Genomic DNA, 11,852 nt, shown 5'->3' with positions numbered 1-11,852 from the left:
GAGCCGTGCGGTACCGGTCAGCCGGGGAGCAGTTCGGCGAGCGCAGCGTCGGCCCGGGCGAGGTCGTCGCGGTCAAAAATGGAGGTGGACGCCATGATCTCGTCGGCCCCGGTCCGCTCGACGAGCACGGCGAGTTCGCGTGCGACCTTCTCCGCGTCCCCCTGGACGGCCCCCGCCATCCAGTCCTCGACCCGTCGCAGCTGCTGCGGACGGAACCTGCGGTCCAGGATCTCCGTCGGCGACCGCAGCGGGCCGAACACCCCGGTCTCCCGGGATTCCGCCATCGCCCACGCCTCCGGGAGGAGTAGCTGTCGCGCGGTCCCGACCGAGTCGGCGACCATCACCTCCAGGCTCACCACCACATAGGGCTCCGGCGTGGCCTCGCTCGGCCGGAACATCTCGCGGTAGCGATCCAGGGGCGACGGGTCGGCGAGCAGCCTCGGTCCCCCGACCACGACGGGCAGTCCGGCCCGTGCAGCGACCTCCAGGCCCCGACCGGTCGCGAGCACGAACAACGGGGGCGGGGCCTCGACGACCGGCAGCGCGGTGACGGGCCCCCGACCGTGGAGGAAGTCCTGCACCGCGGTGATATCGCGGGCGAACGCGTCGGTGTCGTACTCGGCGACGCCGAGCGCCGCACGGACCGGTGCGGTGAACCCGAGCGAACGTCCCACCCCGAGGTCGATACGGCCCGGGTGCATCGCCTCGAGCATGGCGAACTGCTCGGCGACGATCAGCGGTCGATGGTTGGGCAGCATCACGCCCCCGGATCCGAGGCGGATACGGTCGGTGCGCGCGGCGGTGGCCGCGATCAACAGCGGCGGGCTCCCGCTCGCGATCCCGGGCACCGCGTGGTGCTCGGCCGTCCAGTAGCGGTGGAAGCCCAGGGCGTCGGCCCGCTCCGCGCGGGCCAGGGTGCCCTCGATCGCGGCGGCGTGAGACTCGCCGACGCGGGTCCGGGACCTGTCCAGGAGACTGAGGCGGAGGGTGTCCGGCAGGTCGGTGGGGGCCACGACCACACCGTAGCGCCCGGAGTGACGTCGATCGCGGACACGGCCGGGCCCGGGGTCCGCGGGAGTATGATCCTCCGGTGAACACGCACCTCGTGGCCGAACAGGCACAGCAGGTCCTCGCCCTGGGCCCGGGCTTCATGGATCCCGAATTCTGGCTGTCCGGCGACGGACCGTTCGGCAACGCCATCCTCCCCGCGCTGCTCGCCGTGGTCTTCATCGAGTCCGGGCTATTGTTCCCGTTCCTCCCCGGCGACTCACTGTTGTTCACGGCCGGCCTGCTCACGCAGCAGGACAGCCCGTTCGCGCCACTGTGGGTGGTGCTGGTGACCGCGCCGATCGCGGCGTTCCTCGGGGACCAGGTGGGGTACTTCATCGGCAACCGCTGGGGACATCACCTGCGGGAGCGGCCGGACGGGCGGTTCTTCAAGCAGGCCTACATCCACGAGGCCCACGAGTTCTTCGACAAGTGGGGCCCGGCGACGATCATCCTCTGCCGCTTCGTCCCGATCGTCCGGACGTACGCGCCGCTGGTCGCCGGCATGGCGGGGATGCGCTACCGGGTCTTCGTCTCGTTCAACGTGATCGGGGCCCTGCTGTGGGCTGCGGGCGTGACCGCGCTGGGCGCGTGGCTCGGCCAGTTCACCTTCATCAAGGAGCACATCGACCTGATCCTCATCGGCATCGTGCTGGTCTCGGTGCTGCCGATGGCGATCACCGCGGGCCCCAAGGTCGTCGACCGGATCCGCAACGGGCCCGCGGCACCGGCCATGTAGCGCGCCCTCCTGCCGCCGACGCCTAGTCCGGTCCGCGCTCCCCCGGCCCGCGCCAGCGCAGCGCGACGACCGCGGCACCGATCACCACGAGCACCCCGATCCCCTGCAGACCCGGGGAGTCGTCGGCCTCACCGAGGACGACCGCCGTCGCCCCCAGCGCGATTATGGCCAGCACTGCGGCCAGGACCAGCAGGAAGTGCACCCGGCGCTTCATTCCTCGACCCATTCGAGCAGGTCGCCGGGCTGGCATTCGAGCACCCGGCACATCGCCTCGAGCGTGCTGAACCGCACGGCCTTGGCCCGACCGTTCTTCAGCACCGAGACATTGGCGGGCGTCAATCCCACCCGCTCCGCGAACTCTCCGACGCTCATCTTGCGCTTGGCGAGTTCGACGTCGATCCGCACGATGATCGGCATCAGACCACCGTGTCCATCTCAGAGCGCAGGGAGGTCGCCTGCCGGAGGAGCGCGCGCATGACGACCATGAGCAGCGCGGCGACCGTGATGATGACGACGACGAGGAAGAGCAGTAGCGGCAGGCCGGGATCAGTCGCGTTGATGCCGACCAGCACGAGCACCACCACGAGCATCGCCCAGGCGGCGACGATCGCCCCCAGGATCACATCGACCCAGACCAGGGACCCGTCCGTGAAGATGCGGTCGGCCCTGACCATCGAGAGCAGCTTCCAGGTGGCCACCACCACGACCTGGATGCACACCACCCAGTAGATCGATACGGCCGTCAGCAGCCACCGCAGGTGCGCGTCGCCCGGTGACGTCTCGGCCATGTGCGCGAACTGCCCGGGCAGGGACATGGTCTGCAGCAGGACCAGTATCGCGAACAGCACCACCAGGCACACCCGCAACGGCAGGACCGCTCGTTTCTCGATATTCATACACCGACTATGGACCTATACCTATCGAAAATCAATAGGTGCGGGAAACGGCGGGCGGGCGTCGCGGTGGGCGGGCGAGATGGCGATCAGGCCGGGGCGGCGTGTTCGCGGATCCAGGCGTGCATGGCGATCCCGGCGGCCACGCCGGCGTTGATCGAGCGGGTCGAGCCGAACTGTGCGATCGAGACGGTCTTCGCGGCCCGCAGGCGCGCGTCCTCGCTCACCCCGGGCCCCTCCTGTCCGAAGAGCAGGACGCAGTCGCGCGGCAGGCTCGCGGTCTCGAGAGGCTCGGCACCGGGGAGGTTGTCGACGGCGACGACCGGCAGCCCCTCGGAGCGGGCCCACTCCATGAGGGCGCCGACGTCGGCGTGGTGGCGCAGGTGCTGGTAGCGGTCGGTGACCATGGCCCCGCGTCGGTTCCAGCGGCGGCGGCCCACGATGTGCACCTCGGCGGCCAGGAAGGCGTTGGCGGTGCGCACGACGGTGCCGATGTTGGCGTCGTGGCCGAAGTTCTCGATGGCCACGTGGAAGGGGTGCCGACGGGTGTCGAGGTCGGCGACGATCGCCTCGCGGCGCCAGTAGCGGTAGCGGTCGACAACGTTGCGACGGTCGCCTGCGTCCAGGAGGTCGGAATCCCACCGGTCGCCGGCCGGACGCGGCTCCCCGGGATGCTCGGTCTCCCACGGGCCGACGCCGACCGCGCCCTCGCCCCACTCGGTCGGGCCCGCCGCCGTCACGAGGTCAGGCGCTGATTGGACAGCTTGACGAGTCGGCTGGGGGCGACCTGCGAGGCCAGGTACATGGCGGTGGCCTGCTTCCCGACCGGCCGGTGGACCTCGCGGCCCAGCGCCCGGCGGATCCTGCCGAACACCCCGGAGGGCTCACGCGCCGTCTGCTCGGCCAGGTCGAGGATCTCGCCGGCGACGTCGCCCTCCGTGAGGCGCACGCCCATCGTGCGCATCCCGGTCGTGTTCACGCCCTCGAGCATTCCGGTGCCCACGTACAGCGGCCACACCGAGCACACCCGGATGCCGTGGCGGGCCCACTCCAGGTCCAGTGCCTCGGTGATCCCGCGGACCGCGAACTTGGTCGCCGAGTACGTCGCCATCTCGGCCTGGCCGTAGATCGCCGACGCCGAGCAGAGGTTCACCACGGTCGGGGTGGCGGACTTCTCCAGGAACGGGAACGCGGCGCGACAGCCGTAGAGCACCCCCTTGACGTTGACGTCCACCAGCGCGGCGTCCTGCTCGAAACTCGCGTCCATGAACGGAGTGCCGTAGAGCAGGCCGGCGTTGTTGACCAGCACGTCCAGCGCGCCACCGCTACGGGCGGCGAGCTCGGTGAGAGCGGCCTCCCACGCGGCGGGATCAGTGACGTCGAGCGAACCGGTGACGATCCGCTCGTCTCCCTCGGCCCACGCACAGGGCTGGAGGTCGTACGCGCCCACGAGGTAGCCGGCGTCGGCGAACCGGCGCGCGGTGGCCTCGCCGATCCCGCGGCCAGCGCCGGTGACCAGGACCGTACGGACCGTGCCGGTGGACGGCGTGCCGGGACCCTGTGCGCCCGCGGCGGTCACGACGCGCTCCCGGCGGTACGCGCCGCGGCGGCGGTACCGGTGAGCAGCAGGAGCGCCGCGGTGGCATAGGTGTCGATCACTCCGACGTCCAGCGCCCGGGCGAGTGCGGTCCCGCCCGCGGTCGTACGCCGGGCCAGGATTAACGCGTCGCTGAGCAGGAAGACCGGCCCGGCGACCGCCAGGACCGAGGCCGCCGGTCCGTGCGACCGGTCGACGGACGTGGCCAACGCGGACAGCGTGGCGAGCAGCCCGCCGTACGCGGCGAGCGGGGCGTTGGCGCGATCCTCTGTGAGCAGCACGGCGCCCGCGACGCCGGCGACGACACCGTGCACGGCGGACTGCACCGGCTTGAACCGCAGCCCCGACCGGAGCATGAGTCCGCCCAGGGCCAGGTGCCCCGCCCCGAACGCCGCCGCACCCGCGACGAGCCTCGACTTGGACCGGCTCGCGTGGCCGCCACCGAGCATGAGGATCACGTCGCCGGCGGTGTACGCCGCTCCGGTGGCCGACAGCAGCGCGGTGTCGACCGCGGAGAGCCGACCGTCGCGCAGCGCGATCGCCAGCGCCGCCGGCACGATCACCGGCTTGCACAGCTTCTCCAGCGCGCCGACCCCGGTGGCCTTGGCGATCTCCGTCCCCACCGCGGCCGCGAGGAACGCGGGCCCCTCCGGGCGGGACGTGTCGCCGAGTGCGCCCACCCGCTCCGTCAGCGCCTGCACCAGGCGATCGCGGAATGCCCTCGTCGTCGTCGTTGTCGTCGTCGTATCCATGCCGGTCACTCCAGTCCCAGGTCGGTCAGACCCAGCAACGCGCGGTACTCCACGCCCTCGGCCCGGATCACGTCGTCGGCACCGGTCGCGCGGTCCACCACGGTGGCCACGCCCACGACCTCGGCGCCCGCCTCGCGCAGGGCGGCCACGGCCGTGAGCGGCGAGTTCCCGGTGGTGGTGGTGTCCTCGACGACCAGGACACGGCGACCGACGATGTCGGGGCCCTCGATGCGGCGCTGCATCCCGTGCTTCTTGGCCTCCTTGCGCACCACGAACGCGTCGATCGGCCGGCCCGGCGCGTGCATGATCGCCGTGGCCACCGGATCGGCGCCCAGCGTCAACCCGCCGACGGCGTCGAAGTCCCAGTCCGCGGTGAGTTCGCGCAGCAGCCGTCCGATCAAGGGCGAGGCCTCGTGGTGCAGCGTGGCGCGGCGCAGGTCGACGTAGTAGTCGGCCTCGCGCCCCGAGGAGAGGGTGACGCGACCGTGGACGACGGCCAGCTCGGCGACCAGCTCGGACAGTCGCGTGCGGGCCTGGGCGTCGACGGTGACGGGATCGGTCATGGGACTCCTCGCGGGGACACGGTGTTCATCGACACGGTTGTGTGGGGACACGGTGGGCGGAACGGCTGCCCCCGACTCTAGTCCGCCCCCGGAACGCCCCGACCCGCTGCGGCGTCGGGTCAGTCCCTGATGTCGGGCGGGAGCCGAAGCTTCGCGGTCTGCTCCACGTCCGGGTCGATGCCGGGACGCTCGCGGCCTGAGGCATCGTCCGCCTGCTCGCCGGCCTCGTGGCTGGGTCGCCCGTCCGCCTGCTCGCCGGCCTCGTGGCTGGGTCGCCCGTCGGCCTGCTCATCAGACTCCGCGTTCGGCTCCGCGTCCGGCTCCGCGTCCGGCTCCGCGTCCGGCTCCGCGTCCGGCTCCGCGCGCCGATGATGACGTCGCCCGCTCGACGGCGTCGCCCCCACCTTGGCCGCGAGGTCCGCGACCGTCAGCCGGCCCGACTCGCCCTCCTGGCTCTCCTCGGCGGCGTCGGCCCCGTGCCGGCCACCCGACGTGCGGTCGAGGTCGGAGCCACCGTCGATGCGGGCGGCGTCGAACCGCTCGACCTCGTCGCGGATCTCGTCCTCGTCGTCCTCCGAGCCGAGCGGCTTGATGCCGGCGGCGCCGGTCGCCGCGCCCGCGGCGAGCGGAGGGACCGACGCGTCCTCGGGGTAGGCCTGCCCGACACCGCGAGTCGGACGCGACAGCGGGGGCCTCGGCGCCAGGTGGTCGGCCGCCACGTCGCCGCGGGCCGGGACCGGCCCCGACGGCTCCATGATCTCGGCGAACGGGTCGGGTTCTTCGGCGGCGGGTTCCGCAGTCTGTGCTGGCCCGGCGGCGACAGCGGTGACGGGTTCATCTGCGGCCTGGTCGCCCGCAGCGCCGTGCTCGGTGTCGTCCGCGGTGTCGTCGGCGGGGTCCCCACGGTCGGCCACGACGGGCACGTCGGTCAGGTCGCGCGCCCCCCTGCGGTCGGGAACCAGGCGGAGGTGACCGGCCCGCCGGGGCTCGGGCGCCGGAGGCGACGTGCCCTCCTCAGGGGCGACGGCGGTGGCCACGCCGGCGACCCGGCCGGTGTCCGCGTCGGTGTCCGTGTCGGTGTCCTCGTCGTCGACGACGGCGAAGTCTTCCGGATCGGGCAGCGACCCCGTCGCCGGGGAACCGTTCGTGCCGGTGCCGACCTCGCCGTCCATCCCGACGGTGGGGTCGGCCTCGGGGCCGGCCGCCGCGCCGGGCGCCCCGGGATCGATCTCGGAGGGCAGCGCGCGAGCCCGCCCACCGATCGGCGGGAACGGAGCGAGCACATCGGCCACCCCGTGCAGCGCCACCACCACGTCATCCCAGGTGGAGGGGTCGTCGACCCCGTCTATCGTCGCCGCCACCCACTCGCCCTCGGCCCAGATGCGACGCACCCCGGCGGGGACCTCCCGAACGGCGTCGACCAGCCGGTCGCGGTCGATGAGATCGAGACGGCCGTAGTCCGAGGTCCGGGCCTCCAGGGCGCCGACCTCGCCGGCGTCGTGGAAACCGGGCTCGGCATCGACGTCCGGGCGGCTCAGGTCGAGCACCACGTCGGAGGCGGTGTCGCGGCGAAGCGCGAGGACGGTGCGTCCGCCGGTGACGCCCATGATCGCCCGGCGACCGCGGAAAATCCCGTGGGACACGGTGCCCAGTGCGCTGAGCCCGCCCGAGAAGTCCCCGTGCATGAACTCCGGGGCCGGAGTGGGGGTCGGCGCGAACTCCCGGTCCTCCAACCAGCGCACAACAGGTGAATCCGCCAGCGGATCGGCGGGCGACTCCTCGACCGGCTCGAGCGCGGACGAAGGCTGCCGACGCGCCGGCAGCAGTGCCCGGACCCGGTCCAGCAGCCGCGGCGACGACTCCGCCGTGGGCTCGGCCGGATCGAGCGGGGCGGGATCGGCGGGGCCATCGTCGGCGACGGGGCCCGTCGTGGCGACGGCGTCCGCGCTCGCGTCCGTGTCCGCGTCGGAGCGGTCACCGAAATCGGCCACCGCGTCCGGCCCTGCCTCGGCGTCGGCGTCCGAACCGTCGGCGCCATACGCCGCCGCGGTTGTCTCCACGACATCGCGCGGCGCGTCCCCCGTCGCCGGCTGCGCGCCCACCTCCGGCTCCGGGCCGCCCTCGGCCACCATGCGCTCGATGTCGGACGCCTCGGACCGCTGGAACGGCGCGAGACGGGGCTCGCCCGCACGCTCGGTCGCGCCGGGATCCTGTCCGACCTCATCCGCCGGCACGTCGAGGGGCGGGGCCTCGTCGTCGTCTCGGTCGTCGCGGTCTCCGTGGTCGTCGTCCGGGGACTCCTCCTCCGGCGGCGAGTCGACAGCCGTCCGCCTCTCGCGACGGGCGCCGCCACCCGCGCCGCCTCCCCGCTGCTTGGCGTCCAGGCGCAGCAGGACGAGCGCCGCGGCGAGCAGCACGAGGGCTACGAGGAACCAGATCCAGACCATGCCCCCAAGGGTAGTCAGGGGCGGCGGTGTGCCCGGCCAGGCGCAGCGGCGCGTGGGGGCGCGGCCGGATGAGAGACGGGCGTGGGCGAGGCGCCGAGGGCGGTCAGCGGGGCTGCTCGCCGATCGAGACCGGCCGCTTCCGGTCCGCCGACCACGCGGACCATGAGCCCGGGAACAACCGGCCCGCCTCGATACCGGCGACCTCCATCGCCGCCAACGCGTGGCAGGCGTGGATGCCCGAACCGCAGTACACGACCGCGTCGGACCCACTGGTCACGCCCACCTCGGCGAACATGCGGCGGATCTGGTCGGCCGGCAGGAAGCGGCCGCGCTCGTCGAGGAAGTCCCCGGTGGGCATGTTCACCGCGCCCGGGATGTGTCCGGCGCGCGAGTCCATCGGCTCGGTGCGGCCCTCGTAGCGCTCCGGGGTGCGGGCGTCGATGAGCACGCCCCGCTCGGGCCACGTCCCGGTGTCGTCGATACCGACGGTGAGCATGTGGTCCAGATCGAAGGTGAAGTCGCCGCGCGAGACCGGGTTCCCGGGCCCCACGGCGAGGTCCTCACCCTCCGCGATCCACGCCTTGAGCCCACCGTCGAGCAGGTAGACGTCCTTCTTGCCGGCCCAGCGCATGAGCCACCAGGCGCGGGCGGCCGACGTGTTGCCGCAGTCGTCGTAGATCACCACGCGACTGTCGTCGTCGATCCCGACCCGGCGCATCGCGTCCTCGAAGTCCTCGGGCGACGGGAGCGGATGACGCCCCTCGCGGACGTTGCGCTGCCCCGCGAGGTCGCCGGGCAGGTCCAGGTACTGCGCGCCGGGGATGTGGCCCGACCAGTAGTGCTCCCGGCCGTTCGCGTCCCCGAGCTGCCAGCGCACATCGAGGATCACCGGGGGAGGCAGCGTGACGACGTCCTCGATCAGCTCACGCGCCGTGACGAGGAGGGGGCTGGCCTGGGTATCGGTGGCGGGGTCTGGGGTCACGTGTTAAGAGTAGTCCTTTCGCCGACGAGGTGACCCCCACCTACCGCGCCGCCGTGACGAGCTTCACGCGACCGTGGGGGTGCCGACAGAGCGAGACGGGCCCGACCACCATCCCCGGTGGTCGGGCCCGTCCGCGCCGAGCGCGTCAGCCGTGTCTCAGTTGAGGCTGAGCGACTCGCCGTCCTCGGCGAGCGACACGCTGACCGTGTCGCCGTCGCGGATGTCGCCCCCGAGCAGCGCCCGGGCGAGCTTGTCGCCGATCGCCTGCTGCACCAGCCTGCGCAGCGGGCGGGCGCCGTAGGCCGGGTCGTAGCCCCGGCGGGCGAGCCAACCCTTGGCGGCGTCGTCGACCTCCAGGACCAGTCGCCGGCCCTTGAGGCGCCGCGCGAGCTCGTCGATCTGGATGTCGACGATCGACTCGAGCTGCTCCTCGCTGAGTGCGTCGAAGGTCACGACGTCGTCGAGGCGGTTGATGAACTCCGGCTTGAACGCACGCTTGACCGCGTCCATCATCTGCTCCCGCGATCCGCCCGCGCCCAGGTTGGAGGTGAGCACGAGGATCGTGTTGCGGAAGTCGACCGTGCGGCCCTGACCGTCGGTGAGGCGACCGTCGTCGAGCACCTGCAGGAGGATGTCGAAGACGTCCGGGTGCGCCTTCTCGACCTCGTCGAGAAGGACGATCGTGTACGGCCTGCGCCGCACCGCCTCGGTGAGCTGCCCACCGGACTCGTAGCCGACGTAGCCCGGAGGGGCACCGACGAGCCGCGAGACACTGTGCTTCTCGGAGTACTCGCTCATGTCGATGCGGACCATGGCCCGCTCGTCGTCGAACAGGAACTCCGCGAGCGCCTTGGCCAGCTCGGTCTTGCCCACGCCCGTCGGGCCGAGGAACAGGAACGACCCGGTCGGCCGGTTGGGATCGGCGACCCCGGCGCGCGCCCGGCGGACGGCGTCGGACACGGCGCGGACGGCCTCGCCCTGGCCGACGACCCGGCGGCCGATCTCGTCCTCCATGCGCAGCAGCTTCTCGGTCTCGCCCTCGAGCATCTTGCCCACGGGGATACCGGTCCAGGCGGAGACGACCTCGGCGACGTCCTCCGGACCGACCTCCTCCTTGAGCATCGCGCCGGCCGCAGCCTCGCTCTCCTCTGCGTCGGCAAGTTGCTTCTCCAACTCCGGCAGCCGGCCGTAGCGGATCTCGGCCACCCGGGCGTAGTCGCCGTCACGCTCGGCCTTCTCGGACTCGGTGCGCAGAGCGTCGAGCTCCTCCTTGATGAGCTGCACACTCTGGATGGCGGTCTTCTCGTTCTGCCAGCGGGCGGTGAGCTCGGCGAGCTTCTCCTTGGCGTCGGCCAGCTCGGCCTGCAGGGCCACCAGTCGATCCTTGGACGCCGCGTCGGTCTCCTTCTGCAGCGCCACCTCCTCGATCTCGAGCCGGCGGACGATCCGCTCGGCGGCGTCGATCTCCTCGGGCCGCGAGTCGATCTCCATCTTGAGGCGGCTGGCGGCCTCGTCGACGAGGTCGATCGCCTTGTCCGGCAGGAACCGCTGCGTGATGTAGCGATCCGAGAGCGCGGCGGCGGAGACCAGGGCGGAGTCGGTGATGCGCACACCGTGGTGCACCTCGTACCGCTCCTTGAGGCCGCGGAGGATCCCCACGGTGTCCTCGACGCTCGGCTCGCCCACGTACACCTGCTGGAAGCGGCGCTCCAGGGCCGCGTCCTTCTCGATGTACTTGCGGTACTCGTCGAGGGTCGTGGCGCCGACCAGCCGCAGCTCACCGCGGGCGAGCATCGGCTTGATCATGTTGCCGGCGTCCATCGAGCCCTCGCCGGTCGCTCCCGCGCCGACGATCGTGTGGATCTCGTCGATGAACGTGATGATCTGCCCCTCGGCCGCCGTGATCTCGTCGAGCACCGCCTTGAGGCGCTCCTCGAACTCGCCGCGGTACTTCGCGCCGGCGACCATCGACCCCAAGTCGAGCGAGAGCAGGGTCTTGCCCTTGAGGGACTCGGGGACGTCGCCCGCGATGATGCGACGGGCCAGCCCCTCGACGATGGCGGTCTTGCCGACCCCGGGCTCGCCGATGAGCACCGGGTTGTTCTTCGTGCGGCGGGAGAGGACCTGGACGACGCGCCGGATCTCGGAGTCGCGCCCGATCACCGGGTCGATCTTGCCCTCGCGGGCACGGGCGGTGAGGTCCGTGGCGTACTTCTCGAGAGCCTGGTACTGGTCCTCGGGGTTCTCCGTGGTCACGCGCGTGTTCCCGCGGACCGCCGTGAACGCCGCCTTCAGGGCGTCCTCGGTGGCACCGAGCTCGGTGAGGAGCTTGGCCGCATCGCCACCGGTGTGACCGGCCGCGATCCCGACGAGGACGTGTTCGGTGGAGACGTAGTCGTCGCCCATCTCCGCCGCGAGGGTCTGGGAGTAGTTGATGACGGCGAGGGCGTCCCGGTTGAAGTTGGGGGCGGCGAGCCCCGAGCCGGACGCCTTGGGGTAGCCGCCGACGAGGCCCTTCGCCTGGGTCAGGGCGAGCTGCGGGTCCACCCCGCAGGCCTGGAGGAGGGGACCCGCGATCCCGTCCTGTTGTTCGAGCAGGGCCACGAGCAGGTGGCCCGGACGCACATCCGGGTTGCCCGCCGCGGAGGCGGCTTGGACTGCGGCCGACAGAGCCGCCTGGGTCTTGGTCGTGGGGTTGAACTGGCTCATCGACCGGTCCTTTCTTCGACGTATTGTTGAGCGTACTGGAATCAATGCCGGTTCCGTTCCGGCCGGACGCCTCGTACAACCTCCGCCTCCTTGAGTCTATTCCGCTCAAGTTAAGAGTTAAGT

The 11,852-nt window shown here is 72.1% G+C and carries 12 protein-coding genes; 1 reads left to right on the top strand and 11 read right to left on the bottom strand.

Annotation, left to right across the window (positions count from 1 at the left end; translation table 11 throughout):
• Positions 1–17: 17 nt before the first annotated feature.
• Entirely contained in the window at positions 18–1,013 is a 996-nt protein-coding gene (locus Q2K20_RS01645) for an MsnO8 family LLM class oxidoreductase (RefSeq protein ID WP_096907463.1), read from the bottom strand.
• Between the two features lie 137 nt (positions 1,014–1,150).
• Between Q2K20_RS01645 and Q2K20_RS01640 the strand changes: the two genes are divergently transcribed.
• Positions 1,151–1,786 carry a DedA family protein gene (locus Q2K20_RS01640; RefSeq protein ID WP_082924096.1) on the top strand — a complete coding sequence of 212 codons (636 nt, stop codon included), beginning with the start codon at positions 1,151–1,153 and terminating at the stop codon, positions 1,784–1,786.
• Between the two features lie 22 nt (positions 1,787–1,808).
• Here the strand turns inward: Q2K20_RS01640 and Q2K20_RS01635 are convergent, their stop codons facing one another.
• The 10 genes from Q2K20_RS01635 to clpB all read right to left on the bottom strand — a co-directional run bounded on the left by Q2K20_RS01635 (position 1,809) and on the right by clpB (position 11,729).
• On the bottom strand, positions 1,809–2,000 hold the full coding sequence (locus Q2K20_RS01635) for a hypothetical protein (RefSeq protein ID WP_194307473.1): 192 nt from the start codon (positions 1,998–2,000) through the stop codon (positions 1,809–1,811).
• Entirely contained in the window at positions 1,997–2,203 is a 207-nt protein-coding gene (locus Q2K20_RS01630; RefSeq protein WP_067719412.1) for a helix-turn-helix domain-containing protein, read from the bottom strand. Before Q2K20_RS01630 ends, Q2K20_RS01635 begins: the two co-directional genes overlap by 4 nt.
• The gene (locus Q2K20_RS01625) at positions 2,203–2,682 is read right to left on the bottom strand and encodes a DUF2975 domain-containing protein (RefSeq protein WP_159148994.1); all 480 of its coding nucleotides are present in this window, start codon (positions 2,680–2,682) and stop codon (positions 2,203–2,205) included. Before Q2K20_RS01625 ends, Q2K20_RS01630 begins: the two co-directional genes overlap by 1 nt.
• Before the next feature lie 86 nt (positions 2,683–2,768).
• On the bottom strand, positions 2,769–3,419 hold the full coding sequence (locus tag Q2K20_RS01620) for a TrmH family RNA methyltransferase (protein ID WP_067719417.1): 651 nt from the start codon (positions 3,417–3,419) through the stop codon (positions 2,769–2,771).
• Entirely contained in the window at positions 3,416–4,258 is an 843-nt protein-coding gene (locus Q2K20_RS01615; RefSeq protein ID WP_067719420.1) for an SDR family oxidoreductase, read from the bottom strand. Before Q2K20_RS01615 ends, Q2K20_RS01620 begins: the two co-directional genes overlap by 4 nt.
• On the bottom strand, positions 4,255–5,028 hold the full coding sequence (locus Q2K20_RS01610) for a lysoplasmalogenase family protein (RefSeq protein WP_227022145.1): 774 nt from the start codon (positions 5,026–5,028) through the stop codon (positions 4,255–4,257). The genes Q2K20_RS01615 and Q2K20_RS01610 overlap by 4 nt, the downstream gene beginning before the upstream one ends.
• Before the next feature lie 5 nt (positions 5,029–5,033).
• Positions 5,034–5,591: an orotate phosphoribosyltransferase gene (pyrE, locus tag Q2K20_RS01605; RefSeq protein ID WP_132062441.1), complete on the bottom strand. Its 558-nt coding sequence runs from the start codon at positions 5,589–5,591 to the stop codon at positions 5,034–5,036.
• A gap of 119 nt (positions 5,592–5,710) precedes the next feature.
• Positions 5,711–8,038: a hypothetical protein gene (locus tag Q2K20_RS01600; RefSeq protein ID WP_317176559.1), complete on the bottom strand. Its 2,328-nt coding sequence runs from the start codon at positions 8,036–8,038 to the stop codon at positions 5,711–5,713.
• Positions 8,039–8,141: 103 nt separating this feature from the next.
• Positions 8,142–9,020, bottom strand: coding sequence for a sulfurtransferase (locus tag Q2K20_RS01595; RefSeq protein WP_317176558.1), 879 nt, complete (start codon positions 9,018–9,020; stop codon positions 8,142–8,144).
• 156 nt (positions 9,021–9,176) lie between these two features.
• A complete protein-coding gene (gene clpB, locus Q2K20_RS01590; protein WP_269503682.1) occupies positions 9,177–11,729 on the bottom strand; it encodes an ATP-dependent chaperone ClpB in 2,553 nt (850 codons plus the stop codon).
• Positions 11,730–11,852 lie beyond the last annotated feature (123 nt).

Source organism: Dietzia sp. IN118 (genome assembly GCF_032905965.1).
GTDB lineage: Bacteria > Actinomycetota > Actinomycetes > Mycobacteriales > Mycobacteriaceae > Dietzia > Dietzia kunjamensis.
Note: the sequence above shows the minus strand (reverse complement) of the source record. Positions and strands in the feature narration are given on the sequence as shown.

Coding starts and splice junctions, on each gene's coding strand:
- Q2K20_RS01640 (WP_082924096.1), top strand. CDS start 1,151: ATGGATCCCGAATTCTGGCTGTCCGGCGACGGACCGTTCGGCAACGCC.
- Q2K20_RS01630 (WP_067719412.1), bottom strand. CDS start 2,203: ATGCCGATCATCGTGCGGATCGACGTCGAACTCGCCAAGCGCAAGATG.
- Q2K20_RS01610 (WP_227022145.1), bottom strand. CDS start 5,028: ATGGATACGACGACGACAACGACGACGACGAGGGCATTCCGCGATCGC.
- Q2K20_RS01625 (WP_159148994.1), bottom strand. CDS start 2,682: ATGAATATCGAGAAACGAGCGGTCCTGCCGTTGCGGGTGTGCCTGGTG.
- clpB (WP_269503682.1), bottom strand. CDS start 11,729: ATGAGCCAGTTCAACCCCACGACCAAGACCCAGGCGGCTCTGTCGGCC.
- pyrE (WP_132062441.1), bottom strand. CDS start 5,591: ATGACCGATCCCGTCACCGTCGACGCCCAGGCCCGCACGCGACTGTCC.
- Q2K20_RS01600 (WP_317176559.1), bottom strand. CDS start 8,038: ATGGTCTGGATCTGGTTCCTCGTAGCCCTCGTGCTGCTCGCCGCGGCG.
- Q2K20_RS01635 (WP_194307473.1), bottom strand. CDS start 2,000: ATGAAGCGCCGGGTGCACTTCCTGCTGGTCCTGGCCGCAGTGCTGGCC.